This is a genomic window from Rhodopila sp. (genome assembly GCF_965276935.1).
Taxonomy (GTDB): Bacteria; Pseudomonadota; Alphaproteobacteria; order Acetobacterales; family Acetobacteraceae; genus Rhodopila.
In genome coordinates this window covers 157,427-183,932 of the sequence record NZ_CBDIBS010000004.1, presented here as the reverse complement: position 1 = coordinate 183,932, position 26,506 = coordinate 157,427, and the positions used below count along the sequence as shown (strand labels likewise).

The 26,506-nt window shown below is 63.5% G+C and carries 21 protein-coding genes; 15 read left to right on the top strand and 6 right to left on the bottom strand.

Annotated features, from left to right (window positions below; genetic code table 11):
- Window positions 1-295: 295 nt before the first annotated feature.
- The 3 genes from ACQY4S_RS17205 (at window position 296) to ACQY4S_RS17195 (ending at window position 3,517) form a co-directional block, all read left to right on the top strand.
- Entirely contained in the window at window positions 296-1,717 is a 1,422-nt protein-coding gene (locus ACQY4S_RS17205) for an HD domain-containing protein (protein WP_428486461.1), read from the top strand.
- Window positions 1,714-2,283 carry a hypothetical protein gene (locus ACQY4S_RS17200; protein ID WP_428486460.1) on the top strand — a complete coding sequence of 190 codons (570 nt, stop codon included), beginning with the start codon at window positions 1,714-1,716 and terminating at the stop codon, window positions 2,281-2,283. The genes ACQY4S_RS17205 and ACQY4S_RS17200 overlap by 4 nt, the downstream gene beginning before the upstream one ends.
- Window positions 2,284-2,536: 253 nt before the next feature.
- Window positions 2,537-3,517 carry a hypothetical protein gene (locus ACQY4S_RS17195; RefSeq protein WP_428486459.1) on the top strand — a complete coding sequence of 327 codons (981 nt, stop codon included), beginning with the start codon at window positions 2,537-2,539 and terminating at the stop codon, window positions 3,515-3,517.
- 205 nt (window positions 3,518-3,722) lie between these two features.
- Here the strand turns inward: ACQY4S_RS17195 and ACQY4S_RS17190 are convergent, their stop codons facing one another.
- Window positions 3,723-4,907, bottom strand: coding sequence for a cytochrome P450 (locus tag ACQY4S_RS17190; RefSeq protein ID WP_428486458.1), 1,185 nt, complete (start codon window positions 4,905-4,907; stop codon window positions 3,723-3,725).
- 81 nt (window positions 4,908-4,988) lie between these two features.
- Here ACQY4S_RS17190 and ACQY4S_RS17185 point away from each other — a divergent pair, with 81 nt between their 5' ends.
- The 6 genes from ACQY4S_RS17185 to ACQY4S_RS17160 all read left to right on the top strand — a co-directional run bounded on the left by ACQY4S_RS17185 (window position 4,989) and on the right by ACQY4S_RS17160 (window position 11,297).
- Window positions 4,989-6,104: a serine hydrolase domain-containing protein gene (locus ACQY4S_RS17185; RefSeq protein WP_428486457.1), complete on the top strand. Its 1,116-nt coding sequence runs from the start codon at window positions 4,989-4,991 to the stop codon at window positions 6,102-6,104.
- On the top strand, window positions 6,101-6,892 hold the full coding sequence (locus ACQY4S_RS17180; protein ID WP_428486456.1) for an enoyl-CoA hydratase/isomerase family protein: 792 nt from the start codon (window positions 6,101-6,103) through the stop codon (window positions 6,890-6,892). The genes ACQY4S_RS17185 and ACQY4S_RS17180 overlap by 4 nt, the downstream gene beginning before the upstream one ends.
- 14 nt (window positions 6,893-6,906) lie before the next feature.
- Window positions 6,907-8,277: an MmgE/PrpD family protein gene (locus ACQY4S_RS17175; protein ID WP_428486455.1), complete on the top strand. Its 1,371-nt coding sequence runs from the start codon at window positions 6,907-6,909 to the stop codon at window positions 8,275-8,277.
- A gap of 65 nt (window positions 8,278-8,342) precedes the next feature.
- Window positions 8,343-9,086 (top strand): glucose 1-dehydrogenase, encoded by a 744-nt coding sequence (locus ACQY4S_RS17170; protein WP_428486454.1) that lies wholly within the window; start codon window positions 8,343-8,345, stop codon window positions 9,084-9,086.
- Between the two features lie 15 nt (window positions 9,087-9,101).
- Window positions 9,102-9,989 carry an MBL fold metallo-hydrolase gene (locus ACQY4S_RS17165; RefSeq protein ID WP_428486453.1) on the top strand — a complete coding sequence of 296 codons (888 nt, stop codon included), beginning with the start codon at window positions 9,102-9,104 and terminating at the stop codon, window positions 9,987-9,989.
- Between the two features lie 348 nt (window positions 9,990-10,337).
- On the top strand, window positions 10,338-11,297 hold the full coding sequence (locus ACQY4S_RS17160; protein WP_428486452.1) for a Crp/Fnr family transcriptional regulator: 960 nt from the start codon (window positions 10,338-10,340) through the stop codon (window positions 11,295-11,297).
- A 38-nt stretch (window positions 11,298-11,335) separates the two neighbouring features.
- Here ACQY4S_RS17160 and ACQY4S_RS17155 read toward each other — a convergent pair whose 3' ends face one another.
- Genes ACQY4S_RS17155 through ACQY4S_RS17140 form a run of 4 tightly spaced genes read right to left on the bottom strand, consistent with a single transcriptional unit; the run spans window position 11,336 to window position 15,155 of the window.
- Window positions 11,336-11,836, bottom strand: a complete 501-nt coding sequence (locus tag ACQY4S_RS17155; protein WP_428486451.1) for a hypothetical protein — start codon at window positions 11,834-11,836, stop codon at window positions 11,336-11,338.
- The gene (locus tag ACQY4S_RS17150) at window positions 11,826-12,110 is read right to left on the bottom strand and encodes a hypothetical protein (RefSeq protein WP_428486450.1); all 285 of its coding nucleotides are present in this window, start codon (window positions 12,108-12,110) and stop codon (window positions 11,826-11,828) included. The genes ACQY4S_RS17155 and ACQY4S_RS17150 overlap by 11 nt, the downstream gene beginning before the upstream one ends.
- Entirely contained in the window at window positions 12,070-13,125 is a 1,056-nt protein-coding gene (locus ACQY4S_RS17145) for a radical SAM/SPASM domain-containing protein (RefSeq protein WP_428486449.1), read from the bottom strand. Before ACQY4S_RS17145 ends, ACQY4S_RS17150 begins: the two co-directional genes overlap by 41 nt.
- Window positions 13,122-15,155 carry a S8 family serine peptidase gene (locus tag ACQY4S_RS17140; RefSeq protein WP_428486448.1) on the bottom strand — a complete coding sequence of 678 codons (2,034 nt, stop codon included), beginning with the start codon at window positions 15,153-15,155 and terminating at the stop codon, window positions 13,122-13,124. Before ACQY4S_RS17140 ends, ACQY4S_RS17145 begins: the two co-directional genes overlap by 4 nt.
- A 378-nt stretch (window positions 15,156-15,533) precedes the next feature.
- Here ACQY4S_RS17140 and ACQY4S_RS17135 point away from each other — a divergent pair, with 378 nt between their 5' ends.
- The 6 genes from ACQY4S_RS17135 (at window position 15,534) to ACQY4S_RS17110 (ending at window position 25,551) form a co-directional block, all read left to right on the top strand.
- On the top strand, window positions 15,534-18,695 hold the full coding sequence (locus ACQY4S_RS17135; protein WP_428486447.1) for an AAA family ATPase: 3,162 nt from the start codon (window positions 15,534-15,536) through the stop codon (window positions 18,693-18,695).
- 177 nt (window positions 18,696-18,872) lie between these two features.
- On the top strand, window positions 18,873-19,403 hold the full coding sequence (locus tag ACQY4S_RS17130) for a glycoside hydrolase family 108 protein (protein WP_428486446.1): 531 nt from the start codon (window positions 18,873-18,875) through the stop codon (window positions 19,401-19,403).
- Between the two features lie 101 nt (window positions 19,404-19,504).
- On the top strand, window positions 19,505-20,122 hold the full coding sequence (locus tag ACQY4S_RS17125; protein ID WP_428486445.1) for a hypothetical protein: 618 nt from the start codon (window positions 19,505-19,507) through the stop codon (window positions 20,120-20,122).
- 915 nt (window positions 20,123-21,037) lie between these two features.
- The gene (locus tag ACQY4S_RS17120) at window positions 21,038-21,955 is read left to right on the top strand and encodes a heme-binding protein (RefSeq protein ID WP_428486444.1); all 918 of its coding nucleotides are present in this window, start codon (window positions 21,038-21,040) and stop codon (window positions 21,953-21,955) included.
- Between the two features lie 264 nt (window positions 21,956-22,219).
- Window positions 22,220-23,431, top strand: a complete 1,212-nt coding sequence (hemA, locus tag ACQY4S_RS17115; RefSeq protein ID WP_428486443.1) for a 5-aminolevulinate synthase — start codon at window positions 22,220-22,222, stop codon at window positions 23,429-23,431.
- Window positions 23,432-24,282: 851 nt separating this feature from the next.
- The gene (locus ACQY4S_RS17110) at window positions 24,283-25,551 is read left to right on the top strand and encodes a hypothetical protein (RefSeq protein WP_428486442.1); all 1,269 of its coding nucleotides are present in this window, start codon (window positions 24,283-24,285) and stop codon (window positions 25,549-25,551) included.
- Here ACQY4S_RS17110 and ACQY4S_RS17105 read toward each other — a convergent pair.
- The gene (locus ACQY4S_RS17105; RefSeq protein WP_428486441.1) at window positions 25,548-26,471 is read right to left on the bottom strand and encodes a PfkB family carbohydrate kinase; all 924 of its coding nucleotides are present in this window, start codon (window positions 26,469-26,471) and stop codon (window positions 25,548-25,550) included. The two genes, ACQY4S_RS17110 and ACQY4S_RS17105, sit on opposite strands and share 4 nt — an antisense overlap.
- Between the last annotated feature and the right edge of the window lie 35 nt (window positions 26,472-26,506).

Genomic DNA, 26,506 nt, shown 5'->3' with positions numbered 1-26,506 from the left:
ATATGCTGCAGCACACGCCCGAGTCGTGCTCAGAACTGATCGCTATCCTAACCGGATTGTGATCTGAGCTTCACTCGCAGGTTGTCCTTTAGGCTAATGTCAAAGTCGTCCATCTCACGAACAGTATTTTGATCAATGTAGTTTGTCCTGATAAAGCGTCGGTTACGGATTCACTTTGAAAGATGCGCCGTTGGCAACTCACTGGAGGACATGGCAAGGGGCAGTGGCTGGTGTCTGTGCTCAATCTGGTGCGTCGCGATGATCAGAAATGGCCAACTTTGCCTGGAGAAGTCATATGACGATCCGCCCCCAACGCATACGTGATCAAGTTCACAATCTTATCGAGTTTGGCACGGGCGAATTTGAACATACCCTTTGGACGGTTATTCAAACTGAGTCATTTCAGCGCCTCCGCCGCATACGGCAGCTTGGGTTTTCCGAGTTCGTTTTCCCGGGTGCCACGCACACCCGATTCGCACATAGTCTGGGTGTTTTTCATATTGCACGTCAGTTGATGCGGGTAATTAAGGAGCACATTGAAAATGGGCACGGACAGGTCCGCAGTCATAAGGTGGATGTCGCCTTAGCCGCTGCGCTGCTTCACGACGTCGGCCATGGTATGTTCAGCCATGCGTTCGAGGCGATTGGAAAAGAGTTTGGCCTTGCAATGGCTGAACATGAACACGTCAGTGCGCTGATTGTTAGGCAGACGGAGATCGCTGAAAGGCTGAGGCCGCTCGGCGATAGTTTTGCGGATGAAGTTGCGAGGCTGGTGGGGCAAAAGGGGCCGGGTAATTTGTATGACGCTGTGGTATCCAGCCAATTTGATGCCGATCGACTAGACTACATGCAGCGTGATCGGTTGATGACTGGCGTCCGCAGCAGCGGAGTCGATCAGACATGGTTGATAGCAAATCTGGAAATTCATGCGGTTCGCACGGGTGCTGACGATAGTTCGGCCGGATCGGTTGAGACGCTAGTTCTCGGACCTAAGGCAGCGCTAACTGCCGAGAGCTACCTTCTCTCGTTATTTCATCTCTACCCGAACGTGTATCTGCACAAGGCAACACGGGGTGCCGAATTAATGTTTGGGGCATTGATACGGCGCTTGATACGGCTCGAACGGTACGGGCATAGCGACAAAAGTGGATTGTCGGAGAACCATCCCATCCGTCGTTTTGTCTCAAAACCTGATCGGCTAGAACATGCTTTGGGTCTAGACGATGGTGTGCTTTGGGGAGCGCTGCTCATGTTGTCAGAGGCAGAGGATAAAGAGGTGGTGCTGTTGGCGAGAAGCTTGCGGGGGCGGGCGTTGACGCGCTGCATTGATGTCCATCAGCGTGTTGCAGCCGGTGTTCAGCGTCGTAAGGGTGAGTCTCTTGAAAAACATCAGGCACGGATCAATTTGGCTTTATCGAAGGCCGAGAGTAGCCTGACACGATGGTGCAAGGATAACGGTGCCTCGCGGGACCGGGTTTTGCTCGACCGATATAGTCGGTCGCCCTACAAGCGATACCAGGACTCTGACACGCCACTAAACCGGGTTCTGATCCACGCCGGTTCCGGCAAGCTCCAAGACATGGCTCAGTTCTCATCCGTGATCGCAGCGGCTCAGCCATTCGTGATCAGTCGGGCTTACGTTTTTCGCGATGACAAGGAGGCGCAAAGGGTGGTAGAGAACGAAGTAAGAACAGCCATTGTCGGGAATAGGAAATGAGACTGCGTGAGCCGCACAAGATCGCTGCACGGATAATTCAGGACGCGGGAGGTGAGCTTGTCGGCTGCACAAGGCTACAAAAAGTGACATATTTGTCGCAACTTGCTGGATTTAGTAACGATTTCGAGTTTGAATATCGTCATTACGGCCCGTTTAGTGAAGACTTGGCGCGCAGCATGGAGATCGCCGTTGCGTTAGGCCCAGTGAAGGAGGTCGAGCGTCAGACGGATTGGGGCGGCCGCTATTCGGTTTACACTCTGAGGTCTTCTCGACCAACTGATCCCGATCGGACGGCGTTCTTTCGACACGCAAAAGGCGTTGACGCCAACGAACTAGAGTTAGCGGCGACAGCGGCATATTTGTTTGTTGTGGAGCAGATAGGAAACAGTAAACCCGGTAATCCCTGGGAAGAAACCAAGCTGCGCAAGCCTGAAAAGTCTGCTGATGGTCGCCTGCAACGCGCAGCCGATGTTTACAACGCGCTTCGCAAATTGCGGACGCCTACTCCGTTGCCGGAGTTGCCGTCACCACTAATCAAAACCGAACGGGCGTCGGAACAAACCTAGTTTGTTCCATCTTTGGTTTGTCGTTCAGCCTGTGTCTCATGGTTCCGATGACCAATCACGTCTAGGCATCCCCGGGAAATGGCACAATTGCAGCCCTGAAGCCTGAAATTGGAAGCAACCGCAGTTACCAAATAGGCGGTTGGCTCGGCAGTTCTCCCAGTGATTCTTCGGTCTCGCTGTTAGGACTTATTTCTTGACTTTGGCTGCTGCCTAGGATAGAAAATTCTGAAAGTGACCTCAGGATCAGCCCATCGTGAGCCAGCCCACCCGAACTGCCGAAGCCGGTAACCTGACCTCCCCATCCACCCCCGCCTGCACCCTCATGGACATGGTCACCACCTTCCTGACTCCCCTGGTCATGGCCGGCGGCATCGCCGACCTCGCCCACGCCCGCCACCTCGCGACACAGACCCTGCTATCCTACGGCCCCAGCACCGAAGCCGACCTCATCAAGATCATGCAGATCGTCGGCTTCGGCCTCGGCGCGATGGACAACATGCGCCTGTCCGCCGGCGACGCTGCCACGTTATCGATGAAGCTGCGCCTGCGCGGCTGCGCCAACGGCCTGAACCGTTCGGCGCAGCAAAACAACCAGGCCCTAGAAAAGGACCGGCACCAGCGCGGCACCGCTCAACCAATGATGGAGCACGACGGGACAACCGCCTGGCCCCAGCCCGGACCAGCCGAACAGGCAGCGGCCGAGGCCGAATGCCAGGCCGCCATCGACGCGGCACGGACGCAGATCGAAGCCGCCCGAGCCGGCATCAAGGCAGCGCCAGCCGCCCCAACGCAATCAGCCCCGACGCAGGCGCTCCTGACCCGCACAGCCCCGCCTCGGCCAACCCCACCGCAACCAGCCACAACCGCACCAGCCGCGGCCACCGCCATCACACCAGCCGCGGCCCGCCCCACCGCAAACCGGGCGAATCCCCCAGCCTCCGCCTCCGACGACACTCAGGCCGCCGCCAATGAGGCGCAGCGGCGGCTGATCTGGGCCAGCGCGATGGCCGACGTCGCGGCCGAGCTACAGGCTGATCTCGCCAGTCAGTCGCCGCAGCAGCGGGCAGACAACCAAAGCTGGATCAACAGCCTGACCGGTGCTGCCGGCTCACTCGCCGCCCAGTCCGGCAGCCCCGGCTCGGCCTACAAATCCAGCCTGTTGGGCAGCACCACGCTGGGCAGCACCCGCATCCCCCCAATCCTCGACCCGACGATCCAGCCGCCGCTCGGCTAGCGCTGTTTCCGGCCACGTTGCGTCAAACTGGCTTGCCCGCGCCGGCCCACGCCATCCGCCCCCAGCCGTTCATGCGAAGATGGCCGGGACAACCCTCCCGCCCGTGCTTGGTCGCCCGGCCATGACGGGTTCAAAACGAGCGGCCTGATCAAAAACCGTTCTGAAATCACGCACCCCAACCTGCGCACCCCCCCCGCAATCCAACCTACCCCGCCCGAATAACCACCGGCAGGCTCGCCAACCCACGCAGCGTGTTGTTGTAACGCCGCCGCGGCACCCCCGCGATCTCGATCGAGGCCACCTTGCGCGCCAGCGCCCCCAGCACCGCCTCGCCTTCCAGCCGAGCCAGCACCGCGCCCACGCACCCATGGATACCGGTGCCGAACCCGACATGGCCGGCCGATCGGCGGCCGATGTCATAGTCGTCCGGGTCCTCCCACCGCCGAGGGTCCCGGTTCGCCGCGCCCAGGAACATCAGCACCTTGCGCCCTTCGTCCAGCGTCTCGCCGCCGATCTCGACCGTCCGCGTCGTGGTGCGGAAGAACGTCTGCACCGGGCTTTCCAGCCGCACCGCCTCCTCGAACGCCCCCCGCGCCAGCCCAGGATCGGCCCGCAGGCGTGCGAACGCATCCGGAAAGCGCGCCAGGCAATACAGCGACGCGCCCAACCCATTGACCGTGGTGTCCACGCCGGCCGTCAGCAACGAACGCACCAGCACCTCGGCCTCCGCCACGCTGATCTCCCCGCTGTCGGCGGCGGCATGGATCGCCGCACCGAAACCGGTGGGCGACAAGGCCTCGCGCCGAGACTGCGCCTGCACCCAGTCCAGCACCGGCGCGGCATCGGCCACCGCCGCCTGGAACCAGGCATTGCGCGGCCCGAATGAGTTGAACACCATGTTGCCATACGGCAGCAGGAACCGCCGGTTCTCCACCGGCATGCCCACGGCATCGGGAAACACGGTCAGCGGATACGCCTCCGCCAGATCAGGGATGGCATCGAAGCTCCCGCGTTCCAGCAGCGCATCGACCAGCCGATCGGCGGCCTGAATGAACCCGTCGCGCAAGGCCCGGACGGCCGCCGGCGCCAGCACCCGGTCCATCAACTTCCGCGTCCGGTCGTGCACCGGCGGATCGGCCTCCAGCAGCAGGCTCGGCAGCCGCCACGGTGTCTCGCGGGCAAAGTCGGAAAGCCCGACGCCACGCGCCGAGGCAAAGCTGCCCCAATCCAGCAGCATCGCCCGCACCTCATCGTATCGCGCCACGGCATGGATGTCGTAGACCGGCAGATAGACCACCGGCCCGGCATCGCGCATCGCCGCATGCGCCGGAAACGGATCGTCAAAGAACGCCTGGCAGAACGGGTCGATGGGCAGCGCCGGTATCGTCATGTCGGTTTCCTTCCCTGCCGCCGCACTATGCATCGCGCACCACCAACGCCATAGTCCGCGCCAGAGGAAAGGACAGCCTGCATGGAGTTGCCGTCGATCGTGCCGCCGCCGCATGGCACCGCCTGGCCGGAGGCCATGGCCGACGCGGCCGGCATGAACTGGATGTGGCTGGAGGAAGCCGCCCGCTTCGCCACCGAGAATGAAACTCCATGGCCCCAAGACCTGCGCCTGCACCTGGAAAGCGGCTTCTTCGAGCCGCCGCCGTTCAACGAAATCCTGGGACCGGTGCGCCCGCGCGGCCCCGCCAACGGCCTGGTGCTGCGCCGAGGCTTCAAGATCGCAAGCTGGGGCGACACCGACCAGGTCGACTTCACCTTCTCCGCCGCCAAAAGCTACCTCAGCCTGCTGGCCGGCATCGCGGTGATGGACGGGCTGATCACTGACCTCGATGAACCGGTCGGCCGCACCGTCGATGACGGCGGCTTCGACAGCGAGCAGAACCGCACGGTGACCTGGCGGCACCTGTTGCAAAACACCTCCGAATGGGCGGGCACGCTGTTCGGCAAGTCGGACATGATCGACCGCAACCGCAATGTCGGCCTGGAGGGCAAGGCGCGCAAGGGCGATCCGCGTCCGCTGAAATCCCCCGGCGAACACTGGGAATACAACGACGTCCGCGTCAACCGGCTGGCCCTGGCGCTGCTGCGCCGCTTCCGCCGCCCGCTGCCGGAGGTGTTCGCCAAACGCATCATGCAGCCGATCGGGGCATCCAACGACTGGTCCTGGCATGGCTACCGCACCTCCCAGGTCGAGATCGACGGGCGGATGATCGAAAGCGTGTCGGGCGGCACCCATTGGGGCGGCGGCATGCTGATCCACGCCGAGGACCAGGCCCGCATCGGCTTGCTCATGCTACGTCGCGGCGAGTGGAACGGCCGCCGCATCCTGCCGGACCGCTGGATCGCCGAGTCGCTGCGGCCCTGCGCGCTGAAGCCGACCTACGGCCTGCTGTGGTGGCTGAACACCGACCATGGCCGCTACAACAGCGCGCCGGAGGACAGCTTCTTCGCCTCCGGCGCCGGCGGCAACCTGACCTGGATCGCCCCCCGGCAGGACTTGGTCGCGGTGCTGCGCTGGACCGACCCGACCGCCATCGACACATTCATCCGACTCATCATGCAGGCCGTGGAACCATGAACGCATTTGAAACCGTCACCATCGAGGCGCCACAGGAACACACCACCCTGGTGACGCTGAACCGGCCGGATGTCGCCAATGCCATGAACACCCAGATGGGGCTGGACCTGCTGGCGGTGTTCGACGGCTTCTGCGCCGAACCCAACCGGCAGCGCTGCATCGTCATTACCGGCGCCGGGCCGAAAGCCTTTTGCGCCGGCGGCGACCTGAAGCAGCGCAACGGCATGACAGACGCGCAATGGCAGGACCAGCACCTGATCTTCGAGCGGATGATCCGCGCCATCATCGACTGCCCGGTGCCGATCATCGCCGCGGTGAACGGCGCCGCCTATGCCGGCGGCATGGAGATCGCGCTGTGCGCCGACTTCATCTACGCCGCCGAACACGCCCGCTTCGCCCTGACCGAGGTGACGCTCGGCATCATGCCTGGCGCCGGTGGCACGCAGAGCCTGCCGCGCGCCGTCGGCGGCCGGCGGGCAAAGGAGATCCTGCTGACCGGCCGGCCATTTTCGGTGCAGCAGGCATTGGAATGGGGCATGGTCAACCGGATCTGCACAGCCGAAAAACTGCTGCCAGAGGCACTGGAAACCGCCTCGGTGATCGCCGGCAACGCGCCGATCTCCACCCGGCAGATCAAGCAGTCGGTCAACATGGGCCTGAACACCGACCTGCGGACCGGCATGATGTTCGAGATCGAAGCCTATAACCGCATGGTCCCGACCGAGGACCGGCGGGAAGGCATCCGGGCCTTCAACGAAAAGCGCAAGCCGGTCTACCAAGGCCGCTGAACAGGGAAGAAACGATGAACGCGATCAGCGATATCCAGGTGGGCAGGGGCCTGACCCGGAGCTTGGCCGAACAGGCACGAACATTGCGCCTGGAGGACATCCCCGAATCTGTCCGCTCTTGGGCGCGTCAGTGTGTGCTGGATTACCTCGGCTGCGGCCTGGCGGGCGCCTCGGACGAACTGGTGACGATCCTGCTGGCGGAGATGAACGAGCAAGGCGGACGTGAAGCCGCCACCGTGCTGGGCCATGCGGAACGCCTGCCGGTTGCCTCGGCCGCCATGGTGAACGGCGCGGCGTCGCATGCGCTGGACTTCGATGACGTAAACCTGGCGATGCCGGGCCATCCATCGGTGGCCATCCTGCCCGCCCTGCTGGCGCTGGCCGAGGAACGTGGATCAAGCGGCGCCGACGTGCTGACGGCCTTTGTCGCCGGTTACGAACTGCAATGCCGCATCGGCCGGACGATCGCGCCGGGTCATTATGATGGGCTGGGGTTCCACGCCACCGCCACCGTCGGCAGCTTCGGCGCCGCCGCCGCGTGCGCGCACCTGCTGCGGCTGGACACGGAGACATTCGCCACCGCGCTCGGCATCGCCGGCACCCAGGCGGCCGGGCTGAAATCGATGTTCGGCACCATGTGCAAGCCGCTGCACGCCGGCAAGGCCTCCTACCACGGCCTAATGGCGGCGAAGCTGGCCTCGCGCGGCTTCACCAGCCGGACCGATGTGGTGGAGTGCGGCCAGGGCTTCGCCCGTACGCATAGCCCGGACTTCAACCCGGACCGAGCCTTCGATCCGCCGCCGAATGGCTGGTGGATTGTCAACAACCTGTTCAAGTATCATGCCTCCTGCTACATGACGCACGCCGCGATCGAGGCTGCCCGCAAGCTGCGTGAACAGCATGGGGTGGCGCCGGATCGGGTGCAACGCATCACCTTGCGGCTAGAGGAATCCTCTGACCGGATCTGCAACATCCCCACGCCGCGCACCGGGCTCGAGGCAAAGTTCTCGCTGCGGCTGACCACGGCGATGGGCCTGGCCGGGGTGGATACCAGCCGTCTGTCCACCTACTCGGAAGAGGTTGCCGCCGATCCGGTTCTGGTCGGGTTGCGCGACAAGGTGGAACTGGATTTTCGCGCCGGCATTTCCACCACTTTCTCCGAAATCGACCTGCTGCTGACCGACGGTGCCCGCTTCACCGCTGCGCATGATTCTGGCGTTCCCGCGGTCGATGTCGCGCAGCAGGGCAGGCGGCTGGAGGCGAAGTTCGCCGCCCTGGCCGATCCGGTGCTGGGAACCGACTGCGCCGCCCAACTGGTCGCGGACATCGGCCGGCTGGATGCGTTGCCCGATGTGCGGGGCATTGTGAAACTTTGTGCAAAATAACGGCGGCGATCCGCCCCTCGTCCCGTGGCAGTAGCGGCGGGTAGAACTGGATCGGGAGGAAGCAAATGCGTCTTGCGGGAAAGACCGCCATCGTAACCGGTGGCGCACACGGAATGGGCGAGGCCGAAGCTCGGCTGTTCGCCAAGGAAGGCGCCGCGGTCGTCATTGCCGACGTGCTGACGGCCGAAGGCGAAGCACTGGCGGCCGACATCAGCGCCAGCCAGGGGCGGGCCCGGTTCATCCGCACGGATGTGACGTCGGAGGCGGAGTGGCAGGCCCTGATTGCCGAAACGATCGCTACCCATGGCCGGCTGGACATCCTGGTCAACAACGCCGGCATCAGCGGCAGTTCGGTCGGCGACCCGGACAGCCTGGAGGGATGGCAGAAGCTGCAGGCGGTCAACGCCACCAGCGTGTTCCTCGGCACCAAGCTGGCGGCGGCGGCGATGGCGCCGAACGGGCGAGGCTCGATCGTCAACATATCATCCATCATGGGCTTCGTGGGTAGCGCGGAGAGCCATCCGGGCTATGTGGCATCGAAGGGCGCGGTGCGGCTGTACACCAAGGCGGCAGCGGCAAAATATGGGCCGGCCGGCATCCGGGTGAATTCGGTGCATCCCGGCTACATGCCGCCGATGCTGAATGCGACGAACGCCGCCGGCCGCGCGTCCAAGATCGACGCCACGCCGCTGCGGCGGCTGGGCGAGCCGATCGAGGTCGCCTACGGCGTGCTGTTCCTGGCTTCCGACGAGGCGTCGTTCGTAACGGGAACGGAACTTGTTATCGACGGCGGATATATTGCCCAGTAGTCAGGAGTTTTGACCATGGTTCAGGTTCCTTCCGCACAGGTTCCCGGTGTCTATCATCGACGCATCGGCGACATCGTGGTGACCGCGCTGTCCGACGGCTACTTGGACGGGACGGTGGAGGTGATGCAGAACATCGCCCCGGCCGATGCGACGCGGATGCTGACCGACAGGTTTCGGCCTGGGCGGCGGACGTCGGTGAACTGCTACCTGGTCCATGCGGCGGGGCGGCTGGCGTTGATCGAGACGGGATCAGGCGATTATCTGCAGCCGACGGTGGGAAAGCTGCAACAGAACCTGAAGGCAGCCGGTGTAAATCCAGCGGATATCGAAACGGTCATCCTGACGCACATGCATCCGGATCATTCCGCTGGCCTGACAAACCCGCGGACCGGCGAGAAGTTTTTCCCCAACGCCGAACTGGTGGTGCATGAAAACGAGCTTCGGCATTGGCAGGATGACGGGGCGATGGGCCGAGCGGACGAGCGGGCAAGGACGCTGTATTTTCAATGTGCGCGTGAGCAGGTCGCACCATACCACAATCGGACGCGGACTTTCGCCGATGCAGTCGAGGTGTTTCCGGGCGTGACCTCGGTGCCGCTGCATGGGCATACGCCGGGTCATTGCGGCTACATGATCGCGTCGGGCGGACAGTCGTTGCTGATCTGGGGCGACATCATCCATGTGCCGGAGGTGCAGGTGCCTCGGCCGGAGGTGACGATGGCGTTCGACACGGACCCGCAGCAGGCGGCGGCGACGCGGAAGCGGACATTCGACAGGGTAGCGACGGACCGGCAGTTGATCGCCGGGATGCATGTGCATTTCCCAGGCTTCGCGCATTTGGTGAGGCAAGACGATGGCTATCTGATGCTGCCGGAGCCTTGGGATCAGGCGTTTGGCGGTTGACCGGACGAAGGCGCCGCGCGGCCGGCGCCTTCGGCTGACATCGCCTTTCGGCGGCAAATGCAATGTGCATGGTTCTTGACGACCGGATCGTCAGCAATGGCATTGATCGCAGCTTGCTTGTGACTGGCTCTATCATCACCTGATGATCAGCGACCTGGCCAAAACCGTCGCGGCGGCGCACCAACCAGGGTAATTCCGTGGCGACTCGATCCGGGCATGGACTATCCCGCTCATGGCCACTATGCGGAAACACGCTCACGCTGCAGAAGTTTCCGCGATCCGTTCGCGGTTTTCTGAAATGAGCGGATCGGAAACAGCGTGATCTGTGTTTGCACTTAACAGGTTCCAGTGTCTAAGTATCGCTGCCACGGCAGGATTGACACGGTATCGCGGACGCAAGATGTTCGTTGCTATATCAATCCTTTAGCGACGAACATCTACCGCGAACAGTGCAGATGTAATCCTATCAGATCAACGTTCGCGCTCACGGGGATTTTGCAAATGTCCAGAGCCACCATGAACCTTGAAGATCAGACGAGCATGCCGCGGCTGATGGAGAGGCATGCCTCGGCCGCAAGCTCATTGATCAGCAGCAGTATCGACAAGCTTCGCCGCGTGCCGCTGTTCGCTGGCGTCCCGGACAAGAAAATGAGCCAGTTCCTGGCGGGAGCTCGTTATCGAGACTACACCGCGGGCGAGGTGGTGGTGGATGCGGGCGATGTGTCGGATGATGTATTCTTGATCATCGAAGGCGCCGTTCGTGTGATCGCGCGCACGGTGTTTGGCTACGAGGCCATTTTAAACGAGCTGCGTACTGGGGAATTCTTTGGCGAGCTTGCCGCGATCGATGGCATTCATCGATCCGCCAACGTGACGGCGCTGCAGCGCAGCCGGCTGTGCATCGTGCCGGCCGAGGCGTTCGTCGAACTCACGCTCTCGACGCCCGAGGTCGGGTTGCGGCTGCTCCGCATGCTTTCGACCCGGCTTCGCGCCAAGGATGAGCGGCTGATCGAGTACAGTGTCTTGTCGGTGCGGCAGCGGTTGATTGCCGAGCTGCTCCGCCTTTCACGCGACCGTGGCGGCGGAGAGCGCGTGGTAAGTCCACCACCGCCTCAGCATGTGCTGGCGGCCTGGATCGCCACACGCCGTGAAAGCGTATCGCGTGAGCTGACCGAGATGGCGCGTGCGGGTTTGCTGACCATAGGCCGGCGATCCATCGTCCTTCATGCCCCCGAGCAACTGCGGTCAGAGGTTGAAGCGCGTACGGGCAGCAAGACGTGGCCAGGCAGCCTTCAGGCAGCGGGCTGATCGCCTACCTCGTCCGGCAGGTGGGGACGAAGCCGTTATCAGGTTTGCCGCGCGCTTGCAGCCGGTTGGTACATCTGCTGGCTGCGCGAGGCACCGATGGTTGTATCGCGGAATGCCGTGAGCCGCTTGAGCAACCGTGCGAATTCCGTGTCGTTGGCCATCGCGTGTGCCAGCTTTGCCATGTCGGCCAGTTCATCAAACGCCCAGATGGTCCGGTAGCTGCCAAGCTGCATGGCGGACTGTGCCCAGACGGCATAGGTGCCTTTGTAGGATACGCCATCGGGACTTTCCTGATGCAGCGTCATTTCGTTGTCGATCAGGAATTCATGAAATTCGGGCACCTGGGCGGGCTTTACCTCGAAGCCCCATTCGACCACGAAATTGCCGATGAAGTTGGCCGCCGCCGTCGGGCTTGTCAGCAGGAAGTTCTCACCCGACCGCACCTCTGAACGGAGCCGTTCGACCGCGGGAGCGGGGATCATCGAGCTGCCGGCCAGCAGCGCGGCCGCGGTATCAAGGCTGCTGTGCTCAGTCGTCATGATGCGTTTCCCCCATGTCTTCCACAATCCCGGCCGCCAGCAGCATGGTGACTGCGTCGGTCAGCAGGCGGCGCGCCGCGGCGTTTGACAATCGCGCGGTTGTTCGGACGAGAAATTCCGCCTCAATGACCGGCGACGGTCGCCCGTCAACCAGTTCAAGCGCCAGCCATGCGGTGGGATTGAGCTTGTGCAACCGCGGTGACGCCGGGGTATAGACGATACAGGTTCCCAGTTCAGGAACCGGCCGCACCCGCAGCCCCGGCGTCCGCCGCATATTCGCGGGTATGGTCTGGGAGCACATGCAGGTTCACCCCACTGTTAAGGCCACTGTCGAACGGATCCGGCGCGTCCCACCGCCCGTGGAAGGCGAAGGCGGTCGCGCGGCAACCGCCGTGCGAGCCCTGAGTGTGCGAGCATTCCGGGCATGAAGGCTCGATCTTGCCGGCCCGCAACGTGCGGTATAGCGGATGGTCCCAGGTCGACAGGAAGGGCGTGTCCAGCAAATTGCCGTAGTTCACGTACTCCCGCAGATAGGTACAGCCGATCGAGTCCCCGAACGCGTTCACCGCCGCCATCTGCCAGCAGCAGTTGGCATCATTGGGGTGCCAGGATTGCATCAGCCGCAGCCCGGGCGGCGGGATCAGCGAGCCTATGGCCGCCGTCATCTCCTGCAGCGAGAGCGAGAACTCGTTCCAGTTCTCCCGCATGCGGCCGAGCGGATAGGGGCGGAGCACGCCGACCGCTTCGGCTCCGAGCATGTGGGCGAGAGCGAGCAGGTCCTGCAGGTCTTGGATGTTGTGGCGGTTCAAGATGACCAGCACGGTCACCGGGACCTCGGCGGCGCGCAGGGCCCGGATACCTGCGAGGGTGCGCGCGTGGCTGCCGGGCGTTGCGGTCAGGGCATCGTGGATCTCCGGGCGGGCGCCTAGCAGGTCCACCAGGGCATCGCCGAGGCCGGCCGCTTTCAATTCAGCGGCTTTCGCGGCGTCCACCAGCGTTGCGTTGGTGCGCAGGCGGGTCATGGCGCGCGGTGCGCAGTGCCGCAGCACCATCGGGAAGTCGATTCGGTGCAGCGGTTCGCCGCCTTCGAACATGATGGAGATGACGCCAGCATCCAGCAGTTCATCGATCACCGGCAGCCAGGCCTCACCCGACAGCTCGCGGGCCGACGGTTCAGGAGTGCAACCGGCGTAGCAGACGCGGCAGGCCAGATTGCAGCTATGGGTGAAGGAGATCGTGACCTTGAGCGGGCGCTCCAGCCGAGGCGATCCTCGGGCAATGCTGGTCATGATCCGGCTAGTGCCCGGTCAGGTGTTCCAGCTTGCTCCAGCGCCCAGCGCACCGCTGCGGCGGCGTCGACCCGGCCGTAGCCAAGTTGCGGCAGCCAGTACCGGGCGGTGCCGCTCTTGAGTGCCTCGGTCGGCGGCCGCAACTGCGTGGTCGACCGCAGGGCGTGCAGAATATCGTCGGACCCAAGATGGCGGTTCGCCTGCAGCATCAGGGCGACAACGCCGGCGACGTGCGGCGCCGCGACGCTGGTGCCGCTCATGCGTCCGCGCATGGGGTTTCGGTGGATAAGCTGCGCCTTCTGGGAGCGGCAGCCGCCCATTGCATAGGCCGCCCGCACGTTGATGCCTGGTGCGGCAATGTCGGGCTTTGTTCGCCCGTCCCGTGTCGGTCCGGCGGAGCTGAAGCCAGCGGCTGGCAAGTCCGCCGCGGTGGAATCGTAGGCGCCGACACAGATCGTGCGATAGCCGCAGGCAGTCGAACCGAGGGAGCAGCCTTCGAGGAAGTCCGTATCGTTGGAAACGAACGTCGATTGCTGATGAAGCCGGCGGTCGTGCCGTTCGATCCAGGCATGAACCGTGATCTCCCGGAGCGCCGCCTGGCTGGTTTGCGCGTCACCGAGCGACAGCTCGATCCGCCAGATCTCACCGCTTCTCGTGCGCGGGGACAGCCGGATCTCGATGTGCTGGAGCGGGAGGTCGCCGAGCGGCGTGGCCAATCCGCTGTAGGCGATGCCGGTGCGGCGCGGCTTGTCCGGATCAGTCATGATTTCAAGCAGGTTGTCCGTTGCACCACCCAGTTCGATGCGCCGCCCATCCGGATCCATGATCACACAGCGGACCGGTGGGCGGCCGCCCTCGGCGCCGCAGAAGATACGCGCCACGTTGAAAGCCGAGCTACCCTCGCTGAAACGCCATCCGAGGATGGCGGGCGCGTTGGGGATCACGACATGCATCGCGTGCAGATGTTCCTGACGTGCGTTGCCGGCTGCGACAGTGATCGCCCGTCCCGGCGCCTGAAGCAGCGCGTCAACAGCGCGGTCGAATATCGTGCTGCCGTCGTGCGGGCCGGCATTGGCGCCCACGCTGAGATTGACAACGGCTGGCTGTTCGCGCGCGGCGGCATGTTCGAAGATGCTGCAAACGCCGTCGAAGACGTCGACCGCGTCGCCATCGGACACCAGGGCTCCTGGTTGCAGTTGAACGAAAGCCAGGTCCGCCCCCGGTGCCACGCCCGCTGGACAGCCAGGCGTGGCGCCTCCGCCCGCCACGCCGAGCACATGCGTGCCATGTACTGGCTCGCCTGGCAGCGCGGTGGACGGCGTGTAGAGATTCTTGTTCGACAGCGGATGATAACCGAGGGTCGCGTAAGGATCGGCGGTCCGCAGCGCGTTGTCGACATCCTGGGTGGAGAAGAAGCGGCCCGGCAGGCCAGGCTTGCCTGCACCGTGGGCGCCGGTGGCGTTCTGATCCCACAACATCCGCAGGCGTGTTTTCCCGTCTTGTGTCCGAAAGGCGGGATGAGCAAAGTCGCAGCCGAAATCAACCACGCCGAGCAGAACGTCCCGGCCGTCCAGCGGTCCTTCGAACGGCAAATCGCTCGGCAATTGCTGATGAGAGGCATGCATGGCGGGAACCGAGCGGTCAAGCTGCGGCATTACCTTGTGGGTGAGTTCAAGGTGCCAGCCCTCGGCGGTGACCTGGCGGAGTTGCCGCAGCACCGTATCCAGCTTTGCCGCCGGCGATCCATCGTTCACCTTGGTCAGATCGATTCGGGCGGAGGCGAACACCGGCTGATTGACGGCAAAGCTTCGTGCTTCGCCAGGGGGCGGCAAGATTTCTCCATTCGCGGCATCGACGCCGTAGCCAAACGTCATGAACGACGGCACCGGCACGTTCTTCGCCGTCCTTAATGAAACCATTACGGCGAAACGGGCTGTCTTGTGGTCGAGCAATGCGGCGACCACCGCAATGACGATACCGGGATCGACAGTATCTCCACCGGCCCGATCTTGCGAATTAAAGGCCGCCATAGACGTTCTGCCTTATACAGGGCCAAGTTGGTGTAGCGCCGACATCGCATGAACCGCCAGATCACTGCATCGTTTGCATAGCGCGCGAGGATAGACGCGGAAAGCCAGTTACGTTGATGCCATCCACATGTTTCTACTCCACATTTTTTCATGCTCATGTGGTTTATTCTTTCGCTGCTGGTAACACTGAGGCGTTTTTTTTCGCATCGCAACCAGAAACGCCTGTCGCACTCGTCACTTCGACTTGATGGCAGCGAGTTCGCAGTCACTTCCTCACGATTGATCGCACCCGCGGTCAGCAAGCCAGAGGGCAAAGTGGATCGGCGGTCTTGTCAATCGCGCTGCACAACGGCAGATCGATGCTGGGTTTTCCCAAGAATGGCATCCGTAACGAAGATGAACGCCTGCCCCACCTGCCGATCCAAGATCCAGCGGACGATGCGCTTCTGCGGTCACTGCGGCGCGCCGTTGCCATCCGTGTCCTCGGCAATGGCGTCTCGCCCGCGGTCGCGCGGCGGTCGTCCCGCGCGGGCGGCGGCCAGTTCCGGCGAGCGGCGTCCTCTGACCGTCATGTTCTGCGATCTGGTGGATAGCACCCGGCTCGCCTCGATGCTCGACCCGGAGGATCTGCGGCGAATTCTGCTGGTGTTCCGCGAGGCCTGTATCGGCACGATCGAGGCATGCGGCGGAACGATCGGCCAGTATCTGGGCGACGCGGTGCTGGCCTATTTCGGTTTCCCGAGGGCGCGGGAGGATGACCCGTGCCGGGCGGTGCGCGCGGGGCTGGGGGCGATCGCGGCATTGCACGGGCTGAGCGAGCAACTGGTCGCCGGCGGTGTCCTGGACAGCCGGCTGGAAGCCAGGGTCGGCGTGCATACCGGTATCGTCGTCGTCGCCGACCTGGGCAGCGGACGCCATGCCGAAGGCACCGCCGTGGTTGGTGCCACGACCAGCACTGCGGCGCGGCTGCAGCAAGCGGCGCTTCCTGGGCAGGTGCTGGTCAGCGAGGCGACCTATGGCCTGGCGAAAGATGCATTTCATTTCGTCGACTTCGGGTCACACGGCTTCAAGGGCGTGGAACGACCGGTCCATGCCTATATCGCGACGTCGGAACTGCCACTGGATGCCCGTCTGTCGCCTGCCAGCGCATCGCACGTACCCTATATCAATCGCACAGCCGAGTTGCGCAGCCTGCTTGACGCCTGGCGCGGCGCGATCGCGGGTGCAAGTCCCGTGGTGATCGTCGAGGGTGAGGCCGGCATGGGAAAGTCGCGCCTGGTTCTGGAGTTTCGCAGGCGCATCATTGAGGACGGCGGCAACGCGGCAACCATGATCTGCGCCGAGGATGACCGTGCCAGCGCGTTTCAACCGGTCGCCGCGTGGCTGCGACGTCGCCTCGGCCTGTTGCCCGATGAGGCGGCGGAACAGGCGCGCCGCAAATTGCTGGCCTTGATAAGGCAGTTGCATCTGACGGAAGCCGACGTGCTGGCGCCGCTGAGCGCATTGCTTGGCTGCCTGTCCGAGGCGGAGGCAGCGGTGCTGACGGCGCTGCCACGGCGGCGGCGCAAACGTATCATCGACGCGTTGGTTTCGGTCGTTCTGGCCGACCAGCGTGACGAACCCAAGCTGCTGGTTCTGGTTGATGATGTGCACTGGGCTGACGATTCCACATTGACCTTCCTGCGCGCGTTGGCCGATCGCCGCGCGGAGCATCGCCCGCGGGCGATGCTGCTGATGACGATGCGGCCCGGACTGGTCACCGCATTGCCCGGACACTCGCCGATGGTGTTGCGGCTGGAGGGATTGTCCCAGGAGGCCGCGCGGGAACTGGTGGAGGTGGTGACGCCTGTCGGCTTCGCACCCCGGGTGCTCCAGCAGATCCTGGCGCGCACCGGCGGCGTTCCACTGTTTGTTGAAGAAGTGGCACGGGCGGCTGGCACGGCGGTGCAGAGCGACGACAGCATACCGATGACGTTGCGCGGATCGCTGATGGCGCAGCTTGACCGGCTGGGCGACGCGAAACCGATCGCCCAGCTTGCATCCGTGCTGGGCCGGTCGTTCCGCTTCGATGTTCTGGAAGCCGTGTCGAACCGGGTGGCTCCGGCGGCCTTGCGGCAATCGGTTCACCGGCTGATCGAGGCCCGCTTCCTGGATTCCGAAGCTTCGCCCCAGGCGCCCGAGGCCTATACCTTCCGTCACATCCTGATCCGGGACGCGGCCTACGAGTCGTTGCTGCGGCAGCAACGCCAGGCCGAACATCTGCGCGTGGCGATGGTGTTGCGTGAGCGGTTTCCGCAGATGGTGGCAGCGCGGCCGGAACTGCTGGCGCGGCATCTGGCCGCGGCGGGACAGAATGCGGAGGCGGCCGCGGCCTACGAGGCGGCGGCGCGTCAGGCCATGGCGCAGACCGCGCATGTCGAGGCGGTGGAGCACTGCCGAGCGGCGCTGTCGCTGCTGGACCACCTGCCGGAAACACGAGACCACATCGAGGCCGAGATTCGCTTGAACGTCCTGCTGGCAGTTCAGCTTACCATCTTGCGGGGCAACGCGGAGCCCGAGGTGCTGCAGGCGTTTGAACGTGCCCATGCGGCAGCCGAACGCCTGGGAGAAACCTGGGCCTTGTTCCGGACGCTGCGCGGCCTGATCACCTATCATCTGGTGCGCGGCAATGTGGCCGCCGGGCATGCGGTAAGCTGGCGCCTGATGTCGCTGGTTCGCGAGACGACCGACCCGGCCCTGCTGATCCAGGCGCATCGGGCGCATGGCCTGGCGCTGCTGTACCTCGGCAAGTTCGAAGCGGCACGGAGCAGTTTCATTCTTGTACTAAAACATTATGATCCGACGCGACATGCCTCGCAACGGTTCGAGTACGGATCGGATCCCGGCGTTCTGGGTCGCTGCCATCTGGGATGGATCGAATGGTTTCAAGGCAATGCGGCCCGGGCGGAGGTAGAAAGCGAAGCGGCGATCACCGCGGCGCGCGCGCTTGACCATCCGCACTCGTTGGCTTTCGCCCTGGGTTTTCGCGCCTGCATCGGCCAGTTTTCTGGCCGTCCGGCCGTGGCGCGGGCCACCGCCATGGAGATGGCGCAGATCGCCCGGACGCATGATTTCCCCTACTGGGCGGCGTGGGCCGAAATCCTGCAAGGTTGGGCGCTGGCGCGAGACGGCGAGGTCGCGGCCGGCGAGGACAAATTGCGTCAGGGACTGCGCCATTACACCGACACCGGCGCCGAATTGCTGTCGCCGTACATCTTCTTTCTGCTGGCCGACGCAATTCACCAGGAGCGACGGGATGAGGCGGTGTCGCTGCTGGATCAGGCGCTGGAGCTGAGTGCCGCGCAATCGATCCTGTTCTATCAACCCGAGACGTTGCGCTTCAAGGGCGAACTGCTGATCCCAACCGATCCGAAGCAGGCCGCCGAAATCCTGCAACAGGCCGTGGCGGTTGCCGAGGTGCAAGGCGCCATCGCGACGGCAAAGCGCGCGGCCGGCGAGCTGGCGCTGCTGCGTGAACAGCGCGCGGTCTCGCCGCGGTAATCGCGTAAGCAAGACCAGAGACCGGGGTGGTATTCCTGTCGCGGCAAACCCGCGCATAGCACGCCGTCGCGGCGGCTGGCGTCGTCTGCCCGAGTGTGATGGCCGTCACAGACAAGATGATGCCTCCGACTGCATTTTCCTGATTGGATACTCGGTCTGTGAAATGGGGGGTCAAACATGGATGCGTTCGAGCCAAGCTTTGCAATCGTTGTCGGGCACGAGGGCGGCTATACTGCCAATCCCTCTGATCCCGGCAACTGGACAGGCGGCCGGTGCGGCGTCGGCGATTGTCACGGGACGAACTGGGGCATCAGTGCCGCCGCCTATCCGCAACTGGACATTCATGAGCTTGGCTTATCGGAGGCGCATGAAATCTACCGGCGGGATTATTGGAATTCCGCGCAATGTGACAAGCTTCCCGCACCGCTGGCGCTGCTGGTTTTTGATGCGGCGGTGAATAACGGGGTGAGCCAGGCAATTCGCTGGCTGCAAGCCGCGCTCGGCGTCGCGCAGGACGGCGTGGCCGGACCGGGCACAATCCAGGCAATCAACGCGCAAGCCAACCGCGTGCAGGCGCTGTGCGCGGAATTTCAATCAAGCCGCCTGATGTTCATGACCGGTCTTTCCGGGTGGCGAACATTCGGCAATGGCTGGTCACGAAGGCTTTGTACTCTGCCGTTCCAGGCCATGCAGTTAGGAGTCGTGTGATGAACGTTCTCGATACACTGACAAGTGCGGCGAAGGGTGCCGCGGCTGGTTCCCTCGCAGGCCCGATCGGCGCCGCGGTTGGCGGTCTTGGTGGTGTCGTGGTGGGTATCGCGCCGGAAGTCGGCCGCTGGCTATTTGGCAGCACGGGCGAGAAGACCGCCGGCCTGGTCGCGCAGGTCGTGGAGTCGGTGACTGGCACGAGCGATTCCGATGCGGCACAGAAGAAATTTGCCGAGGATCCGGCTGCCGTTTCGCAACTGCGCCTGCAACTCGCGATGATTGCCGCGCAGCAGCAGGAGGAGGCGGACAAAGCCGCGGAAGCCCAGCGGACCGCGGATCTTGCCCGGGTGCAGGCCGCGGCGGCGGATCGAACCGGTGCCAGAAGCCAGACGCAGGCGCTTGCGCAGATGCACAGCGGCATGGCCTGGGCGCCGGCGGTCTTAAGCGCCATCATCCTTGTCGCGTTCGGCGGGCTGATTTTTGTTGTACTGACCAAGAACAATCTATCCGGAGAATCGATGCCGCTTGCTAACGTGCTGCTCGGCTCCCTCGCGGCGATGGCAACGCAGGTCGCAAACTACTGGCTTGGTTCCTCGTCGGGTTCAGTGGCGAAAAATGAACAGATTGCCGCGCTGACCGCGGATGCGCAGTCGCTCGTGCCGGGCGACATCGTGCACCGGCTGCTGCCGCCGGTGCTGGCCGGCCAGCTTCCGGGCTGAGACTTGAGATGATGCGGCGGACGGCCGGGTTGAACATCACGGAGCGTCCGCCCGGATCCCGACGGATGGCGGGGTAACTTGAGGCATTCGAGCAGAAGCGCGTGATCCGGACGCAGCCCCCGCTTTGGGGCAAGCCCAGGCGGGACCCACAATTTGACTGCGCCGGGCACGACGCCGCAGCCACGAGGCGTCGTGCCGCCAGCGCCGGCCGCGCGAGCGGTCGGTCGTCGTTCCCGTGCCGGCGTTGCTTAATCCCGACGTCTGGGGCGAGGCGCAAGCGCACCTCGCCGGGAACGCGATGTCCTCGTTCCGTAACAGCAGCAACATGCTGACCTCCCGCACGGCGTGCCTGGCTGCGAAGCTTACGGCTAAGCTGCCTCATGATCGCTCGATCCGCCGCTGGCCAGCCGTAACGTGGAGGCGGAGCAGATCGAGGCCCTGGTGTGAGAGCACCTCTCCGGGCTGCTGTCGGGTCCGGAGCGGCTGGTGGTGCGCCACCGACATGGTGCCGCAACGGCGGGCGGCGGCACTGCGCATCACCGTTCCTGCGACCAGCAGCGCAGCGTCCGGCTGGGCCGCGCCACGCGGGGTGATAAGCGCCCGCCGAACGCCCATTGGTCCGGTTCGATCGGCCCGACGGAGTTGGCCCGGGCGCCCTTATCGCGTGGCCGAGGAGCGGCAGGGCCTGGATGCCAGCAGCAGGAGCGAGACCGGCCACGGCATCGTCATGCAGGCAGCTTTCAACCGGACCGGATAGAATTCGCGGGCCGAGCCGTTCGGGCAAACGGATGAACGAATGGCGGTGTGAGCTTGATCACAGCGCGTCCCGGAAGTTTGGCTTATTTAGCGGGATACTTGTTCTTAACCGATCATGAACAAGCCGGATAAACCATCAACTCTTGGGAAGAAAACATCATGGCAGCACCAGAACTTTACTTCGGCCGTCCGGACGCGGTAGGCAAGGAGGATCTTGGACTCTTGGCGCAGCTTCCGGGCACATGGGTTGGCCACGGCTTCAATCTGATTGCTCGCCCCGACAAACAGAACAATCAGCCGTTTTTCCTGGAACTCAACGCCACAAGCGAGACGATCAATTTTGTAACGATTGGCGGGGACATCCCAAATCGTGGATCGCTGCAAGGCGACATCGAAATCCATGGCATTCACTATCTGCAGCAGGTAACGGACCGCAAGGATAATTCCGGCATTCATATCGAGCCCGGCCTTTGGCTTCACGTTCCCCCTACCACCGATCCCGCGGTCGCGACGGAAACCTATGTGCGTCAGGCGACGATTCCGCATGGTGACTCGCTGGTCGCGCAGAGCACGCTCGCCATCACTGTCAATGGCGGGCCGTTGATCAATCCTGTCGACTCCACGCCTTTCACCGACGCGGCTATTCCAGCGCTGAATTCCTCACCAACCACACCGGTGCCCAATCCGGCCTACATGAAGCCATTCACAACGGATGCATTGCCGCAGTTCCTGCCTGCTGGCTTGAATGCGGCCGACACAATCAAGAATCCCGCGCTCGTGCTTCTGGCTGACATCAAAGGACAAACGATCACCAATACCGTGGTCATTCAAATCTCGACCAAGCCTACGCCGCCTCTGCCTGGATTGGGTATCGTCAACACCGCTTTCGTCGACGACAATGCCAACGCAATTCAGATGGACGCGATCTTCTGGATCGAAACCGTCAAGGATCCGGAGCATGGAGAGTATCTACAATTGCAGTACGTTCAGAGGGTCATTCTCGATTTCATCGGCATTCATTGGCCGCACATCTCGGTTGCGACCCTGCGGAAGCAACAGGGTCCGCGGCGAGATTAGACCATGAGTGTCTGAGGTTGCCTCGCTTTAGGGCGTTCAATCATGATCTGGCGCTTTGTCTGGTCATGTGATTCGCGCCTTCCGACCAGTCGACCTCAGGCAATCACGCAACAACGCAAAGCCGATTGCCTCTCGTACTTTACGCGTCGGACGACTGTTCCCGTGCGGGTAAAGTACGAGGGTGATGCTTACCTCACGGCGCAGGTCCGGCCGCCCTTCCGACCATAGGCCGCGCGCTCGACAATCAAATCCAGGGGAATGTCGATGAACTACGACGCTTTCTTCCGCACGCAGCTCAATGGCCTGCGCCAAGGTGGCAACTATCGGGTGTTCGCGGACTTGCAGCGGCACGCCGGCAGCTTCCCTCGGGCGACCTATCATCATGGTCGTGCTCAAGCGCCGGTGACGGTTTGGTGCTCAAACGACTATCTGGGCATGGGCCAGCACCCGGCGGTGATCGAGGCCATGCATCAGGCACTGGACAGTTGCGGCGCCGGCGCCGGCGGCACGCGCAACATCGCCGGCACAAATCATTATCACGTGCTGCTGGAACAGGAACTAGCTGATCTGCATGGGACGGAAGCGGCACTGCTGTTCAACTCTGGCTACATGGCGAACTGGGCGACCCTCAGCACGCTGGCGGCGAAGCTGCCGGGATGCGTGGTGCTGTCGGATGAAGCAAACCATGCGTCAATGATCGAGGGCATTCGGCATGGCCGAGGGGAGAAGCGGATCTTCCGGCACAACGATCCCGCCGATCTGGAACGGCACCTGGCGGCGCTTGATCCCGACAGGCCGAAGCTGGTGGCGTTCGAATCCGTCTATTCAATGGACGGCGATATCGCACCCATCAAGGCGCTTTGCGACGTGGCGGACGCCTATGGCGCGATGACCTACCTTGATGAGGTGCACGCGGTCGGCTTGTACGGCCGGCACGGCGGGGGCATCAGCGAGCGTGACGGCGTGGCCCGACGGCTGACCGTGATCGAGGGTACGTTAGCCAAGGCGTTTGGCGTTGTAGGCGGCTACATCGCGGGTTCAGCCGTGATGTGCGATTTCGTGCGCAGCTTCGCGTCCGGCTTCATCTTTACCACCGCGTTGCCGCCGGCTGTCGCGGCTGGTGCGCTCGCCAGCATTCGCCACCTGAAGGCCAGTTCGGTCGAACGGGCACTGCATCAGCATCGCGTCGCGTTGCTGCGGCGACGCCTGGACCTGGCCGGTGTGCCGCACCTCGACAATCCGAGCCACATCGTGCCTGTGATGGTTGGTGATCCGGTCCTGTGCAAGCAGATAAGCGACCGCCTGCTGGAGCAGTTCGCCATCTACGTGCAGCCGATCAACCATCCGACCGTGCCGCGCGGCACGGAGCGGCTTCGGATCACGCCGTCGCCGTTGCACTCAGAGGCCGACATCGATCATCTTGCAGGCGCACTGGCGATCATCTGGTCCGAGCTCAACTTGAGACATGCCGCTTGAACAGGATTTCTGGTCGGCGCCGACAAGTCGTTTCATCTGATATGGCATCGGCGACGTCCGCCGGCATGCGTACTTGCCGTGACGCCGCGCGGCAGCCGGTTTGTCAGGCCAAACAGCGGCGCGCCACTTGCGAAGGTCTGATCGTGCCGAGTGCGGAATGTCGAAGCACGCCAGGTCGCCCCTGACAACTTGCCAGGTGGTCAAGAGGGCATGGCGCTGCTGAACGGCCTCAGGCAAAAGGTTGCCGATCCCGCGGGTTCGCGGGAAGCACGCCGTTGACCACAAGACGAAAGCGGCATCAGTCAGAAACGATATCACGGTGGTGGAACCGTCAAGCCGGTGTGGCGTCACCGGCATGAAACCCATAGCGCAAGGCATGGATGGCCGGCCTTCGCCGGCCACGACAAGGGACGTTCAGGCCGCTTCCATAGGGCTACTTTAACGCCTGTCGGGCCTGCGCCACCATGGCGATCGACGTCGTCGCGCCGACCGGTCAACAGGCATGCTCCCCGCCATAACCTGTGGTTCGGCGACAAATAAAGCCGGAGTTCCAGTCCTGGGAAATATGGGTTGTGACGGCCCGCACAGTGGAACAGGGCAGCCTGCATTAAGCCATGTATCAGCGATGTCTGCCATTCATAAAATGCGGAGGGCTACACATGCCAGATCATGGTCACAGCGGGCAGGGAAAGTTGTCGAGAGCTTTATGCCTGCAAGCCAGCCTGCCTGTTGGAGGCTCAATATTGGCTTTTGTCTTGTTGCTGACAGTCATGCACTTCAGATAGGCCCTCTTTCAATCGCCAGGCTCGTTGATTGTCGACCCGACAGGACAAACCACGGAGAATCAACCCATGAGCGTTTTGATATCCGAGAACAACAACAAGCTGTACTCGCCCATGCGGACCGGTCCTGCCCTGGTTCGGCAAAATCATCGGCAACCGTCGGATCATGGCGGACATTCGCGGATGCGTTCGTTGCTACCGGTCGCATTGGGCGCCACATTGGTGTTGGCCTTTCTGCCAGAGCAGGCCTCGGCCCATATCAAATGGTTCGAGCCTTATGATGTCAGCGCGGTGCCGGCATCGGCTGACCAGGTCATCTCGACGCAGTTTGTCCTTATACTGCTGGGTTTTACTGTCCTGGTGTTCGCGGGCTTTCTGCTCGACCGGTTGCTGGCGCCGCGGGGCGGCCGTCTGGTTGGCGCGATGCTGCAAAGGGAAGCCGCCGAGACGCTGTTGCGCGCGGGGATGGGTGGTTTCTTCATGGCGCTTTTTGCCACCGGCGGCGTGATCCTGACGCCAGAGCTGAAAAGCAACGCGGACTGGCTGCCCTGGTTGCAAGTCGGCATTGCGATCAGTCTGCTGTCCAGGCGGACCTGCGTCCTTGGCGGGATCGGCATTCTGCTGCTGTACAGTTATGGAGTAGTACAGTATGGCATATTTCACCTGGCTGACTATCCGATGTTTCTTGGCGTCGCTGTCTATCTCGGATTGACATCATCCTGGTCGGAACGGCTGCGCGCGTTGCGCATGCCGGTTCTGGGTGTGTCCATCTGCATTGGGCTGATGTGGGGCGCCGTCGAGAAATGGGCCTATCCGCAGTGGACCATCCCGCTGCTCGAGGCGCGTCCCTACCTCACGATGGGTGTGCCGCCTCGGGATGTCATGATCATCGCGGGCTTCGTTGAATTCTCGCTCGCCTTCTATATCATGACCGGGCTTTCGCTGGTGCGGCTGGCGATCCTCGGGCTTGTTATGATCTTCTCCGCGGCGATCCTCGACTTTGGCAAGATCGACGCCATCGGACACCTGCCGATCGTGGTGCCGTTGCTTGCCATGTTCGTGCATGGACCCAACCAGGTGAACCGCTGGTTCTACGATGCATCCGCCGGCCTGATGACAGAGGCGCGCAAGGCGAGCGTCGGCTTTGCGACATCCATGTGCCTGTTGTTCGCCGCCTACTATGGAATTCAATCCGCCGAGTATGGCCACGCGGCGGGGCGCGACGATCGGGTCGGTCTCCAGCGCAGTTCCGGGTTACCGGTCGCGGTGTCCAGCGTGGTTGTCGCGTCGCCGGCGGCAGTCGCTGCGGCGCGTCCCGCCGGCGCCGAGCGGAGTTAGTCGGGAAGTTCCGCCTGTTGGTCCGTGACGTCCGGTGCGGTCCGCAGCGCGGCGTCGATATCGCGGGCGTGCGGCATGCTACGTTGGGCCCCGAGGCCGGTGGCCGATAGCGCGGCGGCCACCGAGGCACGCCGCATCGCGGGGTCCAGCGCCGCCCCGCGGGCCAGTGCCGCCGCCAGCACGCCGCTGAAGCAGTCGCCGGCGCCGGTGGTGTCGCGCATGTGAATGGGGAACGCCGGCATGTGCCGGAAGCCGTCCGGCGACATCGACTCCGCCCCCTGCACGCCCATCATCCGCACGGTGACAACGCCTAGGGCGGCGGACAGCGACGCCGGATTGTTGCCGGTGCCGAGACGCTCGCCGGCCCAGGCGAGTTCGGGGCTGCTGCCGATAAGGACATCCGCCGCCGTCAATGCGGCGGTGTCGATCGGCCGCGCCGGTGACAAGTGCAGGATGACCCTGGAGCCAAGCCGCTTCGCCCGCAGGATCAGCGCCACCGTTTCCGCCGGGTCGGTTTCCATCTGCACCAGCAGCGTCGTGCGCGGGCCGAGCAGGCTGTCCGGCACCTGGCTGGCGCGGGCGAGGCGGTTGGCGCCGGCCTGCACCGCCACGGTGCTGTAGCCCTCGGGATCGATGCAGATGGCGGCGCGTCCGGTATCCTCCGGCAGCCGTGCGATATGGCTCAGCGCGACGCCCGCCTTCGTCAGGCCGGCCAATGCGGCGTCCGCCAGGACGTCTGTCCCGACGGCCCCGACCAGGGTGACAGCGGCGCCGTCGCGGGCGGCGGCGATGGCGGCATTCGCGCCCTTGCCGCCAGGCTCGGTGCGGGCGCTTGCGCTCCATAACGTGTCCCCCGCCCGCGGCAAACACGACAAGGGAAAAATGAAGTCTATGTTGATCGATCCAAAGATCAGCAGCATGGCCACACCCGCAAGAGCAAGTTGATCGCGCAAAC